The sequence below is a fragment of the Paenarthrobacter sp. NPDC056912 genome (genome assembly GCF_042786555.1).
In the GTDB taxonomy this organism is placed as follows: domain Bacteria; phylum Actinomycetota; class Actinomycetes; order Actinomycetales; family Micrococcaceae; genus Arthrobacter.
On record NZ_JBHUCD010000008.1, the window covers coordinates 163,051 to 180,749 of the forward strand.

Annotated in this window: 15 protein-coding genes; 8 read left to right on the forward strand and 7 right to left on the reverse strand. The window is 60.4% G+C overall.

Annotated features, from left to right (window positions below; genetic code table 11):
- Nucleotides 1-33: 33 nt before the first annotated feature.
- On the reverse strand, nucleotides 34-1,929 hold the full coding sequence (locus ACFRJ9_RS11175) for an FG-GAP-like repeat-containing protein (protein ID WP_377667533.1): 1,896 nt from the start codon (nucleotides 1,927-1,929) through the stop codon (nucleotides 34-36).
- Between the two features lie 157 nt (nucleotides 1,930-2,086).
- On the opposite strand from ACFRJ9_RS11175, the gene ACFRJ9_RS11180 reads away from it, so the two are divergent.
- Nucleotides 2,087-3,253 carry a glycosyltransferase family 4 protein gene (locus ACFRJ9_RS11180; protein WP_377667536.1) on the forward strand — a complete coding sequence of 389 codons (1,167 nt, stop codon included), beginning with the start codon at nucleotides 2,087-2,089 and terminating at the stop codon, nucleotides 3,251-3,253.
- Nucleotides 3,250-4,623, forward strand: a complete 1,374-nt coding sequence (locus ACFRJ9_RS11185; protein ID WP_377667538.1) for a UDP-glucose dehydrogenase family protein — start codon at nucleotides 3,250-3,252, stop codon at nucleotides 4,621-4,623. The genes ACFRJ9_RS11180 and ACFRJ9_RS11185 overlap by 4 nt, the downstream gene beginning before the upstream one ends.
- 16 nt (nucleotides 4,624-4,639) lie before the next feature.
- On the opposite strand, the gene ACFRJ9_RS11190 is transcribed toward ACFRJ9_RS11185, so the two are convergent.
- Entirely contained in the window at nucleotides 4,640-5,317 is a 678-nt protein-coding gene (locus ACFRJ9_RS11190) for a uridine kinase (protein WP_377667541.1), read from the reverse strand.
- A gap of 136 nt (nucleotides 5,318-5,453) precedes the next feature.
- Here ACFRJ9_RS11190 and ACFRJ9_RS11195 point away from each other — a divergent pair, with 136 nt between their 5' ends.
- On the forward strand, nucleotides 5,454-5,870 hold the full coding sequence (locus tag ACFRJ9_RS11195) for a hypothetical protein (RefSeq protein WP_377667543.1): 417 nt from the start codon (nucleotides 5,454-5,456) through the stop codon (nucleotides 5,868-5,870).
- Nucleotides 5,871-6,141: 271 nt separating this feature from the next.
- On the opposite strand, the gene ACFRJ9_RS11200 is transcribed toward ACFRJ9_RS11195, so the two are convergent.
- The gene (locus tag ACFRJ9_RS11200) at nucleotides 6,142-7,398 is read right to left on the reverse strand and encodes an APC family permease (RefSeq protein WP_377667545.1); all 1,257 of its coding nucleotides are present in this window, start codon (nucleotides 7,396-7,398) and stop codon (nucleotides 6,142-6,144) included.
- 84 nt (nucleotides 7,399-7,482) lie between these two features.
- Nucleotides 7,483-10,053 (reverse strand): LuxR C-terminal-related transcriptional regulator, encoded by a 2,571-nt coding sequence (locus tag ACFRJ9_RS11205; RefSeq protein WP_377667548.1) that lies wholly within the window; start codon nucleotides 10,051-10,053, stop codon nucleotides 7,483-7,485.
- A 954-nt stretch (nucleotides 10,054-11,007) separates the two neighbouring features.
- Here ACFRJ9_RS11205 and ACFRJ9_RS11210 point away from each other — a divergent pair.
- The 3 genes from ACFRJ9_RS11210 (at nucleotide 11,008) to ACFRJ9_RS11220 (ending at nucleotide 13,160) form a co-directional block, all read left to right on the forward strand.
- The gene (locus ACFRJ9_RS11210) at nucleotides 11,008-11,523 is read left to right on the forward strand and encodes a hypothetical protein (protein WP_377667551.1); all 516 of its coding nucleotides are present in this window, start codon (nucleotides 11,008-11,010) and stop codon (nucleotides 11,521-11,523) included.
- A gap of 64 nt (nucleotides 11,524-11,587) precedes the next feature.
- A complete protein-coding gene (locus tag ACFRJ9_RS11215; protein WP_377667554.1) occupies nucleotides 11,588-12,226 on the forward strand; it encodes an ATP-binding cassette domain-containing protein in 639 nt (212 codons plus the stop codon).
- Nucleotides 12,227-12,356: 130 nt separating this feature from the next.
- Nucleotides 12,357-13,160 (forward strand): hypothetical protein, encoded by an 804-nt coding sequence (locus tag ACFRJ9_RS11220; protein ID WP_377667557.1) that lies wholly within the window; start codon nucleotides 12,357-12,359, stop codon nucleotides 13,158-13,160.
- A gap of 85 nt (nucleotides 13,161-13,245) precedes the next feature.
- Here ACFRJ9_RS11220 and ACFRJ9_RS11225 read toward each other — a convergent pair whose 3' ends face one another.
- On the reverse strand, nucleotides 13,246-13,449 hold the full coding sequence (locus ACFRJ9_RS11225) for a cold-shock protein (RefSeq protein WP_011773907.1): 204 nt from the start codon (nucleotides 13,447-13,449) through the stop codon (nucleotides 13,246-13,248).
- Nucleotides 13,450-13,683: 234 nt separating this feature from the next.
- The gene (locus tag ACFRJ9_RS11230) at nucleotides 13,684-14,097 is read right to left on the reverse strand and encodes a hypothetical protein (protein ID WP_377667560.1); all 414 of its coding nucleotides are present in this window, start codon (nucleotides 14,095-14,097) and stop codon (nucleotides 13,684-13,686) included.
- A 390-nt stretch (nucleotides 14,098-14,487) separates the two neighbouring features.
- Between ACFRJ9_RS11230 and ACFRJ9_RS11235 the strand changes: the two genes are divergently transcribed.
- Complete coding sequence (locus ACFRJ9_RS11235; protein WP_377667562.1) at nucleotides 14,488-17,019, forward strand: DUF4268 domain-containing protein; 2,532 nt, start codon at nucleotides 14,488-14,490, stop codon at nucleotides 17,017-17,019.
- A gap of 175 nt (nucleotides 17,020-17,194) precedes the next feature.
- On the opposite strand, the gene ACFRJ9_RS11240 is transcribed toward ACFRJ9_RS11235, so the two are convergent.
- On the reverse strand, nucleotides 17,195-17,395 hold the full coding sequence (locus ACFRJ9_RS11240; protein WP_377667565.1) for a hypothetical protein: 201 nt from the start codon (nucleotides 17,393-17,395) through the stop codon (nucleotides 17,195-17,197).
- A 139-nt stretch (nucleotides 17,396-17,534) separates the two neighbouring features.
- Between ACFRJ9_RS11240 and ACFRJ9_RS11245 the strand changes: the two genes are divergently transcribed.
- On the forward strand, nucleotides 17,535-17,690 hold the full coding sequence (locus ACFRJ9_RS11245) for a hypothetical protein (RefSeq protein WP_377667568.1): 156 nt from the start codon (nucleotides 17,535-17,537) through the stop codon (nucleotides 17,688-17,690).
- Nucleotides 17,691-17,699: the final 9 nt, after the last annotated feature.

Sequence of the window (17,699 nt, forward strand, 5' to 3'; positions counted from 1 at the left end):
TCACTGGCCCGGTCATGGGTGTAGGGAGAAGGCCTACAGAATCGCCGTCATCACATTCCAGCCCGCACCAACTTGGCTTCCCGTCGGCCACGCAGCTCCCCCACTCCCTGAGTAGAGCCAGAGCTCGCCGGTCGCATTGCGGGCAAGAATGTCAGGATGCCCGTCGCCGTCGAAGTCCTCCGGTCCAACCAAGGAGTTCAGGCCGTTCCATCCCATGCCGGTGACGCGCTGCGGCAACCAGCCACCTGCGCCGCTGCCGGGGTAGAGCCACAGAACGCCGGCGGAATCCCGGGCAGTGACGTCGGGGGTTCCGTCGCTGTTGAAGTCGCCTACACCGGTGATCTCCGTCAGGGCGGACCAGCCGCTGCCGATCTGCACCGGTGACAACCAGCCGCCGGAGCCGTTGCCGCGGTACAGCCTGAGGATTCCCGATGCGGTCCGGGCCGCCACGTCAACGAACGCGTCGCCGTTGAAGTCGCCGACTCCCTCAATCGCAGTCATACCGGCCCAGCCGGTGCCCACAAGGACGCGTGCCGTCAAACCGCCCGAGCCATTGCCCGGGTAAAGCCACAGCAGCCCGCCACCGTCGCGGGCCAGGACATCGGCGTTGCCGTCACCGTTGAAGTCACCGGGAGCAACCAGGGCATTCATGACATTCCAGCCTTGCCCCATCTGGACGCGAGACAGCCATCCGCCTGAACCGTTGCCCCGGTACAGCCACAGCACGCCGGCCGCGTCCCGCGCCAGGACATCAGCCTTGCGGTCGCCGTTGAAGTCGTTCTTGACCGGCTGATCCACGCCTGCGTCAATGACCCCGACGGAGGTCCGTGCGTAACTGACCACATAGACCCTGTCAGTGGTGGTGTTGACGGCAGCAGAAACGGGCTGGTTTCCCGTGTAGACCACCGAACTGCTGTTGTCCCGTCCGTCGATAACGGTAGTTCCGCCGCCGTAAGTAGGTGCGTAGATCTTGTTGTTCGTCGAATTCACCACAACTTTGTTGACGCGTGACGTCGTGTTGATCGTGGTGGTCTCGGTCTGGGTTGCACCGTCGAAGATCTTCACCCCGCCGTCGACCGCCAGACCGTCCACGGCCACGTAAATCCGGTTGGTGGCAGTGTTGACGGCGACGTTTCCCAGCTTGGTGGAGGATGCGATGGTCGCAGTGACCGTGTCGCTTGCACCGTCAATCACCAACAGGGTGGCGGCCGGGTTGGCGAGCGTTGAAGCGTAGACCTTGTTGGTCACAGAGTTAACTGCCAGAGCGAGGATGGGACTTCCACTGGGAGCGATGGTTCCTGTGACGGTCCCGCCCGCCCCAATGACCTTGATGGTGCCGTCGGATAGAACGTAGGCCTTGCCGGTCGCAGGATTCAGCACGATGTCCTGCGCACCGCCGGCGAGCGCCACGAACGAGGTAGCAAGGGTGGAACCGTCAATGATGGTCACGCCACCCTTGACGCCCACATAGATCTTGTTCGTCGCCTCGTTGACCGTCACTGTGTAAGGATCAGCACCCACGGTAACTGACGCCGTCGTGGCCTCCGTGGCCCCGTCAACCACGGCGACGGTCCCGCCGATCTGGCTTGCATAGATCTTGTTGGTGACGCTGTTGACGGCAACGTCCCAAGGCATGTCGCCGACGTTCAGGATGCCTGACGCGGTGACTCCGTTGATCACGGACACCCCTTCAAACGTGGCCACATAGGCCTTGTTGGTCACCGGGTTGACTGCGATTGATCCCGGCCGTTCACCGACCGGGACGAAATCTGTCGCCGCATCAGCCGCGGCTGGCGAAACGGGCGACGCAAAGGTTCCCAGCAGCAACGCCAGGCCCAAGCCGGCGGCGACTGACCGCGCCGCTGCCCGCCGCCGTCGTCGTACGTTTACTCCCCCAAGCGCGCGCGAACTATCCCCAACAGCAAACATGGCAAGACCCCCAGAACTAAGACGCCCAGCGCGTCGATGAACCAGAGTCTACGCGGCACCAACCACAAAACATGAGCCCCACCTGTTAACCAACTCTTCCTCCACAGGCCACCCGTTCGAACCCGCACCGCCAACCGCCGCGACCACCGTGGAAGGCGTGAGGATCGCAATCGTCGCCGAGTCATTCCTGCCATTGATGAATGGGGTAACCCACTCGATACTGCGGGTGCTGGAGCATCTGCAGGAACGCGGGGATGAGGTGATGGTGATCGCGCCGTCGACGTCGGACACTGATGTTTCGAGCGTCGAGAAGGGTGCGTATGTGCACCGGCTTCCCTCGGTGCCGCTGGCCGGTTACACGAATGTGCGGGTGGCGTTGGGTGGTGTGAATCGGGTCAAGCGAATCCTTGCCGATTTCTCGCCCGACGTGGTGCACCTCGCCTCCCCTTTCGTCCTCGGCTGGCGCGCCGTGCAGGCCGCCCATCAGCTTGGCATCCCGACTGTGGCCATCTACCAAACCGAGGTTCCCAGCTACGCCGCCCGCTACGGCGTGCCCTTCCTGGAGAACTGGGCTTGGAACCGTGTAGACAACATCCACCTCCTGGCTACCCGAACCCTGGTGCCGTCCACTTTCGCGCTGAACCAGTTGCGCGGTCGCGGCATCTTGCGCGTGGACATGTGGCGTCGCGGTGTGGATACCGCACGCTTCAACCCCGCGAAACGTTCGACGGCGTGGCGCAGCGCCGTAGCGCCGGACGGTCACCGGATCATCGGCTACGTCGGCCGACTCGCCGTGGAGAAACAGGTTGAAGACCTCGCTGTTCTTGCTGACCTGCCGAACACCAAGCTGGTGATTGTGGGTGATGGTCCGCAGCGCGCCGCACTTGAGGCCCAATTGCCGGACGCTCATTTCGCCGGGTTCCTCGGCGGCGATGCGCTGGCCGAGGCCGTTGCCTCATTCGATTTGTTTGTCCATCCCGGCGAATTCGAGACCTTCTGCCAGACCATCCAGGAAGCCATGGCATCAGGCGTTCCCGTGGTGGCGACCGGCCGCGGCGGGCCCTTGGACCTCGTGGAAAACTCGCGCACCGGCTGGCTGTACGAACCCGGAAACCTCACCCAACTGCGTGACTACGTGCAGGATCTGATCGGCGACGACGCCAAGCGCCGCGCGTTCGCTACGGCAGCAACCGCGTCGGTTCAAGGCCGGACGTGGCCTGTGCTCAGCGCCGACCTGGTGCGGCACTACGACGAAGTCATCTCCGGTGTGCCTGAAGAAGCCGGCCCCACCGAACTCACCTCAAGCAAAGGACCCTCCTCATGAAGATCTCCGTGATCGGCTGCGGCTACCTCGGTGCAGTCCACGCCGCCACGCTCGCGTCCATGGGCCACACCGTGGTGGGGGTGGACGTCGACTCGCACAAGGTTGACCAGCTCAACAAGGCGCTGGCTCCCTTCCATGAACCTGGCCTGGACGAACTTCTCCAGGACGGCAGAACCACAGGCCGTCTTCTGTTCACCACCGATTTCTCCTTGGCAGCGGACGCGCAGGTCCACTTCCTGTGCGTGGGTACCCCGCAGTCCAAGACCTCTGACACCGCCGATCTCTCCTACCTGATGGGCGCCACGAAGAGCCTCCTGCCGCACCTGGCCAAGGGGGCCGCCGTCGTCGGTAAATCAACGGTGCCGGTAGGCACGGTGGAGGCTCTTCGCGCGATACTGGCCCGACGATCTGACGTGCTGCTTGGCTGGAACCCCGAATTCCTGCGCCAGGGCACCGCCGTCAAGGACTCGCTGGTTCCCGATCGCCTGGTCTACGGGGTCCCGGGCGGGAAGGGTGCCGCTGCCGGCGCACCGGTTACCGCCGTTCTCGACGCCGTGTATGAGCCACTGATCACCGCCGGAATCCCCCGGTTGGTCTGCAACTTTGCGACGGCTGAGCTGATCAAGTCGGCGTCGAACGCGTTCCTGGCCACGAAGGTCAGCTTTATCAACGCGATGGCCGAACTGTGCGACGCGTCGGGCGCTGACGTGAGCGAGCTCAGCGAGGCCATGGGCCTGGACCCGCGCATCGGCAACCGGTACCTGCACGCCGGACTCGGGTTCGGCGGCGGCTGCCTGCCCAAGGACATACGGTCGTTCCGTGCGCAGGCCCGTGAGCTTTCCGTGCCGTCTGTGGATGAGTGGATGGGCCTGGTCGACTCGGTGAACCTGGACCAGCGTTCCCGCGCCGTCGACGTAGCCCGCGAAATGTGCCGTGGCTTCCTGTCCGGCCGAACAGTGACCATCCTCGGCGCCGCCTTCAAGCCCGACACCGACGACATCCGCGATTCCCCCGCACTGGACGTCGCCCAGCAACTCGCAGCAGCTGGTGCACACGTGACCGTCACCGACCCCAAAGCCATCAACCACGCCTGGATCCGCTACCCGCAGATCCGCTTCGAGGCCTCCACCAAGCGTGCCCTCGAAGGCGCCGAACTGGTGCTTCTACTCACCGAATGGGACGAATACGTCTCGCTTTCGCCGTCGGTAGTCGGGTCACTGGTACGACGCCGGATGGTGCTGGACGCCCGGAACGTCCTGGACGCCGAGGCCTGGCGGAGTGCGGGGTGGACGGTCCGCGGGTTGGGTACCGGCGCTTCGGTGGCGGCGGAAGAGCGGACGACGATGGTGAACAGGCACGCGCGGGCGTAGTTCACCCGCCCTCGCGTCAATGGATCCGTTCCGACGCGGGTAGCAGGCGCGGCGCCTCCGGATCAGCGTTGTCGACTACTCGGGTGGCTCTGTTCCACGGCTCGGCATTCTCAAAATAAAGACGCTGGCCTCCCACATACCTGCGCATCGACGGATGTTCCGGATCCGGATGGCCGCCGTCCCTAACAGCCATGCGGCGGGCAGTTTCGGTGAACGGGACATCAAGGAAAATCGAATAGTCCCAGTGGCCGGTCATCTCGTCTCGATGAAGGAACATACCCTCGACCAGCACCAAAGCGTCATCGGGTGCACACCGCGGATCAGGCTTCAGCCTGGTGTTACGGCGGACATCAGTGACTGCCGGCAGGTAGACACCATTTCCGCACTTTCCCAGCGGTTGCAGGACGTACTTATCCAAGGCGGCGTAGTCATAGGTATCCAGCCAAAATCCTTCGGGCGACGTCCTGCCCCGGCGGTGGCGCACTTCTTGAAGGTTGAGGAAGTCATCCACGTGGATTGTCACGACGGGTCTGCCCTCCAGTGCCGGGGCGAGATCCTTTGCGAAGGTCGATTTGCCGCTTCCGTCGGCTCCGTCAATGGCGATCAGTTTGCGGCCCGGACCCAGGTCCTGGATCTCCTTGGCAAGAAACTGCAACAGTTCAGTCCGATTCTGCGCAGCGTTTTCCCCAGTCATCCGACTATGGTGGCACACCTACCGGACCCGTCCAAACACCTATTTTCACGTTGTTCGCCACTCAGATCCTGCGTCAGGAGTACCTATATTTGGCGTTCGGCGACTAGGTGGTTCTTCGCGCGGTTAGCCTCCGCATATGATCACTCACTATTACCCAACCGCGCTCCGTGTTATGACCAGCATCGTTGCCATTTGCTCAGCCGTGTCGGCGACATTGATGGGGACTGCTCCCGCGCCGCAGGGGTTGAAGGTCCTTGACCCCGGCGCGCTGCAGGCCGCCGTCGTGGTTCTTGTCGCGGCGCTGGGTGTCGTGGCACCGGTGACGATGCTGATGGTGCGGCCACTCAAATATTTGCTGCTCAAAGCGGCCCTCTTCACCGCTTCCGGTTTCGGCAACGCCATGACGCTGAGCCCGTATTTGGCGGTTCCGTTTCAGAACACGGCCGCGTTGCTGGCCGTGATCGGTTCCCTCTCAGTCACCATCGCGAGCATCGTCGCGTACATGGAATCTGTGGAACTCAAAAACGCGGAACGACGGGCGAGCAACACCTAGACAGCCCCGGCGACACCTATCTTTCGGTGTCAGGGCCCGCCAAACACCTAGATTGCCCCACTTTCAGCACTCAGTTCTCCCAATCCACCACCTAGTAGGTGGAAACGGGCCATAGTCTCCTGTTGTGCCTCCGGAGCGGGAACCCGGTGTCCGGCGGGAGCCCCCTTCGCTCCAGGCGTAGGAGGCACTACGGCACGGCTCCACGGAAAACCCCTAAGTGGAGTCGTGCCCAGCCGGCCCGGCGGTTCAGTTCCGGCCGAACGGTCCCGGACTAGTTAGCTATGCGGAGCCGCAGGAGTCGGTACACGATGCCAACGGCAAACATCAGCACACCCAGCCCAACGGAGAGCGGCGGTAGCGTGGCGACTAGTGCCACGCAGGCAACAGCGCCGGAGATTTGGAAGACCTTGGCGTATCTACGGTCCTCCGCCGGCTGGGTGTAGGCAGCCACGTTGGCCACCAGGTAGTAGAGCAGCACTCCAAAGGAGGAGAAACCGATGGCACCTCGAAGATCTGCGACGGCGATGACCAGGCAGATCACCACTGCCAGCGTGATTTCGGCCCGGTGCGGGACTTTGTACCGCGCATGTACCGCGGCCAGCCACTGCGGAAGATCGTGTTCCCGGGCCATGGCCAGGCTGGTCCTGCCCAGCCCGGCGATCAGTGCCAACAACGCACCCAGGGATGCGATAGCAGCACCAATGCGAACCACTGGTGCGGCCCACGGCGACGAACCATTCTCGACGGCGGCCGCCAGCGGCGTCGGACTCCCCGCCACTCCGTCAGGGCCCAGAGCCGCGAGCAGTGAGACTGCAACCACGGCATAGATGACCATAGTGATACTCAAAGCGATGACGATGGCCCGGGGTATGGTTCGTTTGGGTTCGCGCACTTCCTCGCCCATTGTCGCGATCCGCGCATAGCCGGCGAATGCAAAGAACAGCAGCCCGGCGGATTGCAGGATGCCGTACCACCCTTGGGCCAACAAGCCTTCGCCCGCAATGTTGCTGAAGTCTGGTCCTCCCCCACCCCAGGTCGCCGTCAGGGCAACGGCCAAGGCAATCAGGACCGCAATCACCAGCACGCGCGTCAGCCCGGCCGTGCGGGTCACCCCGTGAAAGTTCACAGCGGTCAAAACCACGACGGCGGCGATCGCCACCGGGCGCTCCCATCCTGGCGGTGCGGCATAGGCGGCAAACGTCATGGCCATAGCTGCGGCACTGGCTGTCTTACCAATGACGAAACCCCAGCCGGCCAAGAACCCCGGCCACGGTCCGAGTCGTTCGCGGCCATAGACGTACGTACCGCCGGCCGTGGGGTACGCGGCCGCGAGCTGGGCGGAAGACGTCGCGTGGCAGAAGGCTACGAACGCGGCAACAGCCAACCCCACAAGGAGCCCTGAACCTGCGGCGGCAGCAGCGGGTGTGAACGCAGCGAACACTCCTGCGCCGATCATCGAGCCCAGACCGATGAGTGAAGCATCAAAGGTGCCGAGCCGGCGGGCCAACGCCGGGGATTCGCTGCTCACGGGAAACCCTTCACCCTTCCAAGAACTGACGTCGATAATGGCGCAAGCGGCCGTCATCAGCGGATACGTCGAGCGTAGCCCGGCTCAGCGTGGCGGAAGTGAATTGCTCACGAGCATGACAAGACTATTGCGCGACGTCGCACCTGTCTTTTTCAGTGCATTCGAGATGTGGTTCTCCACCGTCCTGGCGCTAATACCCAAGCGTTCGGCGATTTCCACGTTGCTGCGTCGGCCCGCCATTGCAGCAACCTCAGCTTCCCTTTCGGTCAGCGGCGTGGACCTGAACGCGTTGAAGGAAAGGTGTTCGTTCGTTGTAGGGAATCTGATGGAAAACTCTGACGATGCTTGTGCAATGGCGTCCGCAGCCACGGTATCGCCCTCGATCACGTGCCGCTTGACGGCACCCCGGAGCACCATTCCCACTTGATAGGTATCGGCGTCGGCTTCGTAGTGCTTCAACAGAAGGCCAAGCAGTGTGAAATCACCTTCCACCGCAGCCGTAGCGATGGCAACGAATTGGTCGTGGGCTGCGACACCGCTCTCACGCAGGATTTTCCGTAGAACGTCCAGGACCGGCCGTCCCGGACATAGGCAGGTGCAGAGGAGAGCTGTCATCATCGCCTCAAGAACGTAGCCGCTCTTCAATTGGCGTTTGATGAGGCCCACCGCCTTGCGATCGAACGCTGAGGGCTGGGCGTTGTTGTGGGCTATGAGCTCATAGGCGCCCTTGCCAATCCCCGGCAGTGGGCCGACGTCGGGCACTCCGCTTCGTGCCTGCGCCGCGATCGACAATGATGGCGACACAGCGGTGGTCGCGTGCCGCAGCCCTGCCAAACGAAGCATGGCATCGTAAAGGGAGTCCACCACGAAGCCCGGCCGGCCCATCGCAAAGACACTGCTCATGAGGTACTCCGCTTCCTCGAAGTGCCCGCGGTAGAGCAGCCCGTGGGCTGCGACAAAGCTGCTGGTGACCACGCCGAACTGGTCGAGGTTCTTACGGGCTTCAGTACGCCAGTCCAGCGCGAAGACAAGGGACTCCTCGACCTGTCCGCTGGCGAAGAGCGCGAAGCCACGGATGAAGGGGCGAAGGTGCGGGAAAGCGTCGCCGTCGTCGTCCCCGCCGGCCGCGGCTTCGAGGGCCGCCGACGGCTGGAACCGATACAGCTCCAATAGCCCATGGACCAGGGTCCCCATGCCCTGCGGCCTTTCAGTCGGGCCAGCTAGCGGCCGCCCCTCAGTGGGTGGAACCCGGCTGTGGGAGGCGGTGAGGAAGAGGATTGCGGCCTCGGCTTCTGCAGATTGTCCGGCATGGTCCGCATGGTCCGCGGCAAACTTCTGCAGGATTCCGACGCCGACGCCAAGACCCTGTCCCGTGTGGATGGCGAGCATGGCCTCCGTGATGGCCAGAAACAGAAGGTCCCCGGGATCTGCGTCGGTGACTGCAGTTTCCTGGCAGATTCGCGCCGCGCGCTGAAAGTCGACGGGCGCACCCCAGTAGATTCTCAGAATCGACGCAGCATTCGCCGCTGTCTTGTTGGCTTCCCAACGCTGAAAGCGAATGGCTTCGCGTGCTGAGCTGTGTTCGTGGAAATGCCTGGCCGTCAGGGCGTCGTCACCGCCTTTCTCCCGACGGAGTGCAGCCAGAACCCGGGAAAGGCAATCGGCAGTCGCCGGATTATCTCTTGTAGATTGCGGGGCAGCGTCAAGCACACCAGCGATCTTGCTCTGCAGAAGGTGCCGGTTTCGGAGCATCTTCTGCCCGCGGAAGTAGTCAGCGATAACGGGCGGGCTGATGGCAGCTATCGAGCCGTTCTGGTGATCGTCCAGGACGGACAGAAGACCGCGCCGCTCAAGGTTTTCCAACACTTCGTGGCGTATTACTTTCTGAAGCACATCCAGGCGTGCCGTCCCGAGTAGTGCCATGACGTGCAGCGCGGTGAATTCCTCCGGACTCACCTCAGCCAGCAGTTCCTCAATCGTGCCGCTCAGGTGCTCGTTCCACAGAGTGTTCGTGGCCATGCACCACCGCTTACCCTGCTTGACGAGGAGGTTGCTCACCGACGCCGTCTCCGCAATGCGCACAACAAGCCGGGGGTTGCCCGCCGACTTCGTCAGGATGCGGGCCGTGGTGTCCGCGTCTGCCGGAGCACCGAGCACCTCCGCAATGAGGTTGTGTACTTGCTCGTAGTGAAGGGAGTCCAGCTGCAGGAGGGCCTGACGCCCGTTATTGAGGACTGCCAACTGGCCTTTGGAGAGCGCCCAGGTTTCAGGTGCCGTGGCAAGCAAGGGACAGTCCGATCTGCGCCGAACGGCTTCCAGAACGGCCAGAGACTCGTTGTCCACCAAATGGATATCGTCGACTACCAGCACATGCCTTCCGGACATGGCCAACTGACCTGAGAGCGCATCTGCGGTGTCGAAAACCCCACTGCGGCCCGGCCTCATGTCGAGCCCGAGGCCCTTGATAGCCGAGTACGGAATGCCACGGTGCGTGCGGAGTCCACTGATGAAGTGCACAACAACACCCGTTTTCTCCAGGTTGCCGATGACACTACGAACCACGGACGTCTTGCCGCTCCCAGGCGCACCGACAACACGCACTCCGATGCCGGCTGCAACGAAGTCGAGGATCCGCTGAACCTCTGAATCGAACACTCGACCTGACCCTCTTTTTCTCTGACTGCCCGACATGCGGCTCACTTCGCAGGCTAGATCGAGAAAACGGGACTAGGTGGCAGAAGGGCCTTGCACAGGCACATTTGGGTCCATCTAGGTGGTGATTTGGGCAAAACTAGGTGGTGGCGGGAGTCGTCTAGGTGGTGGAGGCGCTGTTGCTCTGCCCTTGGCTGTGTTCTCGCGTTTTTCATCAGGACCCCATGCCGTGGTGGTTGCTTGCTCTCAACGCTACGAGCGGCCGGGGACGAATTACAGCGGTGTAATTCGCTATGTGGATATGTGTTCGACTCGCTAGATTCGACTAGTAGATATGTTCCCTTGGTGGGCAGACAAAAAGCAGGGCCGGTCAGTGACCTGCCCTGCTTCCGCCAAGGCTAGGCAGCCTGGATCTCTATTGCCGGGGAACCCTCGGAGCCTAGAACCTGTATCCGCATACTGCCGTGAACCACGTCGAGGAACCGGAGACGCCTCAGATTCGAAGCTCCGCCCCTACCTGTTGTTGCTCCGGATAACCCATATGCGGCTCACTTCATCGACTAGATCAAAAAATCGGAACTAGGTGGTGGAACGTCCTCGCACAGGCACTCTCAGGGCCTTCTAGGTGGTGATTTCGGCAAAAAACAGGTGGTGACGAGTGTCGTATAGGTGGTGGTTGCGGTCGGAGACAGGTGATTAGTTGGGAAAAATCCCCACATTGTCGGTGCCGCTCCAAAAGGCTCAAAAAATTAGGGGTTTGACAAAATGCGGCTCGCGGGTTGAGAGTAATGTCCAATCACCTAAACAACCAGGGGCACAGTAGCCTCGAACAGCACGAGTGATTCCTCTTGTGTCAGCTAGCAAACGTATTTCACCCGCCGAAATTCCCGCGGGCGTCTGGGGAAGACTACAACCTGAATAGCTCTTGAGACCATTTCCATTGGGGGAAACATAATCATGAAAATCCGCACTGGCATCGCAGCAATATTTCTGTCAGCATTCATCGCAACTCTGGCAACTCCGGCCCATGCCGCTAATGAACCGGACAGCACGCAGACACTCAAGGACATCACCGCACGTAAATCTGCATCAAGCTCTGGAGGCTTGAACCCGTCAAGCCTTAAGAAGGGCGAACCAACGTACTCAACAACAGCTGTCGGATCTCGGCGCGCCAGCTTGTATTCAGGAAATTGGATGCTTTTCACAGAGGAGAATGTTGACTTCTACTACAACTGGAGCAGTGTAACCAGCAGTTACGGTTATCAACGCGTAGGTGCTTTCGGATTCAACACAATCCAAGCACTTGGAATTAATCGAAGTTATGCAAGCAACTGGCAGCACTCTTATATGGCACTGACTGATGCAGGCGTGGGCTCTCCTACGCCCTGGGGGAATGTCAATATTTACCACTCAACCGTCGTTCAGCGTGCAAATGTCTACGGCGACGGTGCTTGGTCAGCATGGCAGCAGTAGTCGCCTAGCCCGCAGCCTACAGGGTCCGGTCGCCAGTGGCCGCCCCCTCCATCGATGAGGACTCATGCTACGCATAACAAATCTTTCCAAACGCTATGGACGCAAGAAGGTATTCCACAACGCATCATTGACTATTCCTTCGACCGGCATACATCTACTTCGCGGAGAGAACGGGAACGGCAAGACCACCCTCCTTAAATGCCTGGCTGGACTGGAACGGTATCAAGGGCGCATCCTTTGGCATGATGATTCACTTGTGAATAAGATATCCGCGGTTTTTGACGATTCCGCAGTGCATGGGAGACTCACAGGTTTACAGAATCTCAGGGCCCTGCTGGATATCTCGTCAAATCAGGTTGAGGATGCTCCCGCAGTCAAAGCATTCTTCAATCGTGAGCTACTTGCGAGACGGTCTGCGACCTATTCGTTGGGACAAAGGAAAAAGATCAAGCTAGCAGCCGCCTTCGCTGCAGGGAAACCATGCATCTTGCTGGACGAGCCGCTATCGGGTCTAGACAATGCGGGACGAACTGGCTTGACCAAACTGCTGGAAGTTGCTGCAGACTCCACGTGTGTCATTATTTCCGACCATGAATCCTCGTTCTACCATCATCTTGCCTCTTCCGAGTTCACAATACGGCAAGGAAGGATCATGCATGGTTCAGACGAGATCCTTACCAAGGTCGATAATCCCGATGAATAGTCTCACGCGTTCTATGCGAACCGAGTTGAGATATCAGCACTGGAGCAGAATGCTTCTGCTCCCCATCGGTGGCCTCGCGTTATCTCTCGTGTTCGCATTTACTGGCAGCGTCAGCAATGTTGAGGCGAGCATGACTCGCCTTCAGACTACGGAGGCGCAAGCATCGGCCAACGGAGTGTCCTTGACCCAGGCCATGGGGCACCCGAGCAGCGTGGTGATCCAAGACGGTCAAAAACTTCTGGACAATCCACTCCGCGTTGATTACGAGCGGGCTTACCTTGCCTACCAAGCCCTCGAAGGAACGAATGCCATAGGTACTGGGCTGGAAATGATCACCTTTCTGGTCATTCCGCTGCTCTTCTTCGTCTACGGGTGCGGAGTGGCCGCAGGCGACGCACGCCGTCGGATTCTGAAGGACCGGGTGGTCTTCCAGGGCGCGGGACCATACATTGCCGCTAAGGCGGCTACAGTCACAGCAGTTTCCTTGGCTGCAGTCCTGATCGCGGCGACGTTGAGCCTTTCTGCCGCGCCTATCCTCAGAGCTGCCCTGTTAAACACCACCGGTCGCAACTTCCCGTACCCGGTGGAGACCCTGAGTGTTGGCAGTCCCGCAGTGCAAATCGCCTTCAGCGGTAGCGTGGCAGTCTTGTTCGGGCTTTTGGGTTTGTTTGTTGGGCTGGTGGCTCGAAGCATGCTGATACCGAGCTTGGCCGCTGGAGGGCTGCTTATGGTGGCTCCTTTCGCGGGGCCCTGCGATCCGCGAAATATTCTCACGGCCGCCGGTGAGGGTGTCTTCAACTACTGGGGCGGGTTCACCCCACGCCCGCCATTTCCCGTGCAGGTTGAACTCGGCCTGTTCCTCCTGGTGGGAGGATTGGTCCTTGTTGTGCTGGTGTCCGTCGCTATCTGGTCACGGATGACGAAATTTGTCTAACCTGCGGCTGCGGGCACACAAAAAATGAGGGCACAAAGAAGCAGGGCCGGTCAGTGACCGGCCCTGCTTCTTAGTTATCCGAAGACTAGATAGCCTGGATGTTTACTGCCTGGGGACCCTTGGGGCCCTGCTCGACGTCGAAGGAAACCTTCTGGTTCTCTTCGAGGGAGCGGTAGCCCGAGGAGTTGATCGCAGAGTAGTGAGCGAAAACGTCCTGGCTGCCATCTTCAGGAGAGATGAAGCCGAAGCCCTTTTCGGAGTTGAACCATTTCACGGTACCTGTAGCCATTTTTTCAGTCCTTACTGAAGGTGGAGATTCTCCCGACTTTCGGGTCTCCGGTGTGGGGTGTTCTCCACCGTTACTTCAGAAGGTCACGATCCAGAGGGACCGTGGGGACTGCCTGAACTACCAAATGCCAAACACAACAACACCGTCAAGTCTACAGAGTTCTGAGCAGATAGCTAGTGCCGGGACACATTTATCTCTCCGGTGTGGCTATCCGGTCCAAAATCTACCGATTCCTCAGTTTGTCCGTTCCAGCTTTCCATCCACTCGCCGATGCCACTCGCGGCCATCGCTGTCGGTGAAGGCGACCGACGGCATGTAGTCCGTATTCCCAGGAATTGGTTCAAGAACGCGGTGCTGTTCCATGAACACCGGCCAACGCCTCCGCTCGCTGAAGAAGTACCTTCCTGGCGGCAGGATCTTGGCGGCTGCCTTTATCTCGGGAATCGGGGTCCCGGTTCCACTCCTGCCTTCCGCCCTGTTCAGTTCCACCGCAAAGGCCGGTGAGTCGCTTGAGTTCACCAGTTCGATGCCCCATTGGAGGATTCCATCCACTTCGCCCCGGACGGGCCAGAATGCGATTTGCGATGCCTGCCTCCGTTCCTCCAAAGCGACAGCACGCTCATCCCGGTCGCCTTCCAACTCCAACATGCGTTGAGCTCCTCGGACTGCCTCGCCCGAGTGCCGCGTCGCCCTAACCACAAAGAACAGAGTCACGCAGGCAGCAACTGCCCCAATCAGCTCTCCTAGATCGGCCCAAAAATCCATATGCAACCTTTCGACGTCAGTCAGCTGGGCAGGTGCCTGCCCTTATGTGAGTGACGTCAACGACGGCGGCATGACGGGATGCGCTTCACGAACCTGACGGACGGCTCGGGAGGCCCGGATGCACTGGATGCACTAGCCACGGCGTCCAGGCACCCATTGCGCATCAGACTCGATGATCATGGAGTCCAGGAACCGCAGGTCGTAATCGGGACTCATACGGAACCCTCTCCGTGTAACCTCAGTTCATATTCTGTGCGGCGCTAGGAGGCATGCGTGGTTCGAGCGGAGAACGGGACGCTATCGGGTGTTCTGGAAGGGAAAAAGCAGTACCAGGTCCCGCTTTACCAGCGTGTTTACTCGTGGGGCAAGAAGCAACTTGACCAGTTGTGGTCGGACGTCGTCGAATTGGGGCGGGTTCTTAGCGACGACCCGAAGGCTTCACACTTCATAGGTTCACTCGTGCTGGCTAGTAGTCCTGACTTCGGCGCCATCGGTGTCAATAAATTCCTTGTTGTCGATGGCCAGCAGCGATTAACCACACTGACTCTCCTTCTGGCGGCGCTCCGTGACCATCTATTTGAGACCGGGGATACTGATCGGGCGAACGGCATAGACGCGCAATACCTGATTAATGTCTTCGACGCCGGCAAGCCGCTCAAGGTGCTGCCGACCCAGGCGGATCGGGCCGCGTACACGGCGGTGCTGAATCGCTCGCCGCAGGCCGGTGGCGAGGATGCAGTGGGAGACGCCTACCGGTTCTTCCGGTCAAAGATAGCGGCGGCAGACGATCCGGATGATCCACACGACCTTGAGATGCTCGAAGCCGCAGTAGTGCGTGGGCTCGCGCTCGTTGTTGTTACAGCCGAGCCGTCCGACAATGCGCACCGAATCTTTGAGTCCCTGAACAACACGGGACTTCGGCTGACGCAAAGTGACCTTCTGAAGAATTATCTGTTTATGCGGCTCAACGGCCGCGCCGAAACGGTCTACGACAATATTTGGCTTCCCTTGGAGAAAAAGCTCGGATCCGAAAATCTTGAGCTCTTGTTCTGGCTGGACCTTGTTCAACGAGACGAACGGGCGAAACAGGCGGACACCTACCTCGGACAGCAAAAACGGTTTGAGAAGCTCAAGAGCATCGACGAGGTCGAGGCTGAAGTGGTCCGGATCGCCAAGCTCGGTGACGTGCTGGCAACGATTCTTACCCCGGAGTCAGAGAAGCACCCGGAGATTCGTCGCCGCCTCACACGGATTCGGGCGTGGGGTTCAACGACTGCGTATCCGGTGGTGATGCAGATCCTCACCCGACGTGCCGCCGAAAGGGCCCCTGACGACGAAGTCGTGCGGGCCCTGACGTATCTGGAATCGTACTTTGTCCGTCGCGTGGTCATTGGACGCGCCACAGCAAACCTCAACCGCACCCTGCTCCAAGCCGTTAGCGCGATCAGCGACGCTGACGCAAGCGACGTTGCACTGCGCGAATACCTGTCGCGCGGGCGCAAGTACTTCGCAACCGACCTCCAAGTGCGCGAGGCGGTCACGACAATTGCTTTCTATTGGCAAGGCCGCGGTCCACAGAAGAAGCTCATTCTGCAATGGCTCGAAGAGGCCTACCGACCTAAGGAAATCGTGGAAGTCGACCCGAAACAGCTGACCATCGAGCACGTTTTGCCGCAGACGATGTCGGATCCGGCACGGGAGGCGTTTGCAGAGAGTTTCGCGGACGACGCCGACATCGACTACGAGCATGAGCGCCTCGTTCACACGCTCGGCAACCTGACGCTGAGCGGTTACAACAGCGAGCTCAGCAACAAGCCGTTCCAGGAGAAGCGCGAAATGCTTGCCCAGAGCGGCTTGTTCATGAACCACGCCATCGCAGCACACGGTTTATGGGGTGCTGAAGAAATCAATGCCAGGAGTTCCGCTTTGGCGGAGAAAATCATTGAACTGTGGCCCGGCCCGGATGAGAGCATCACCGCTGGTGACGATGAGCCATCTGCGCTGCGAAGCCAGATCGCGGGAATACTCGCTGAAATCCCGGCAGGACGCTGGACCACTTACGGTGACGCCGCCATCGTGGCCGGCACCTGGGCTCAACCTCTGGCCGGAATCATCGCCAACTATCCGATGCCCAACGCGTGGAGAGTCCTGCAGAGCGGTGGAACAATTTCGCCCGGTTTCCGGTGGGCAGAACCCGGCCGCAGTGATGACCCTCGCGTGACACTTGAGAGGGAGGGGCTCCGGTTCGACGCACGAGGACACGCCAACCCGGCGCAGTTCATGAGTGCAGAAGAACTCGCCGAAGCGGCAGGTCTCGACGTCGACGAGGATGCAATTGCCGCACGACGCATGAAGTCCGTGCCCCAGGCCAAGGCGGGAGATCGGGTATCCGTTAGGGATGCCCAGCTGGAGTTCTTTAAGCGGGTTCGCGATTACGGGCGCACCAATGCAGCGAACATCAAATCATGGGGAAAGGCCGCGGCACAGAACTGGTACGACGTCAGAATCGGAGATCCACGCGGCGTAGTATCACTTACCGTCAACTCTCAGAAGAAACGGGCCCAAGCCTCTTTTTGGATTCACGATGACAAAGACCTCTTCGCCAAGTTGTTAGCCCAGCGCGAAGCGCTCGAAGCCGATTTAGGCTTCGCCCTAAGCTGGGATGACAAACCGGGGCGCAAAGCATCCGCACTCGGCATCACGCGTCCTGGAGACTTCATGGTCGAATCCCAATCGCAAGAACTCATCGAGTGGCTCGTGACCAAGGCAGAAACGTACGCTCAGGTATTGCCGAAATTCCTCTGACGCAGAATCCTCACCGCAGCACCGCGAAAATGAGGATAGGGACTCGACCCGCCAGGAGGCACACCGCGGAAAGCCTGTCGCCCACGACGCTGGCCAGAGCCGTGAGCATGAGTGCCACAACTACAAGACAGCCGGACGCCGTAAGCCACTGACATTTTTTGGCAGTCTGTTAGCCCTATTGCGGCTCGTCACCTTTGGTTGCGCCCTGGAGCCTTTCCTTGATCACCCAGCTGGAAATTGCCGGAGCGGCAGTCGCGATGAGGCACGCCGTTGCCCAGAAGTTGTCCGATAGTCCGCTGACTAGCAGAAACAGACTAAGTGCAGCCACCACCCACGTTGCGATATCGAGTGCCCGAGTCAAGCCTGCGGTCGACATGTGCAAATCATCCCCCAGATTCTTTTCCCGAAAGCCTACGTCCTTTGACCACACAGGGCACCCAGCGGCCTCGCCTCCTCGGAAGTGGGGCGGCGCCCAAATATGGTGGTCTGAGCCGATCTGAAAGAGGAGCATCCAAGTGGAAGACAACACCGGGCCTGAACCAATCCCTCACTTCGAGGGCCAGATCTCCATCAACGACTTCCTGCCGCCAAGCCCGGCAATAACTCCCGTCGACATACGAGAGCCAACAGACCTCGAACTCGCTGCATTTTTCGAGGCAGCAGGCAGCTGAACCCATCCC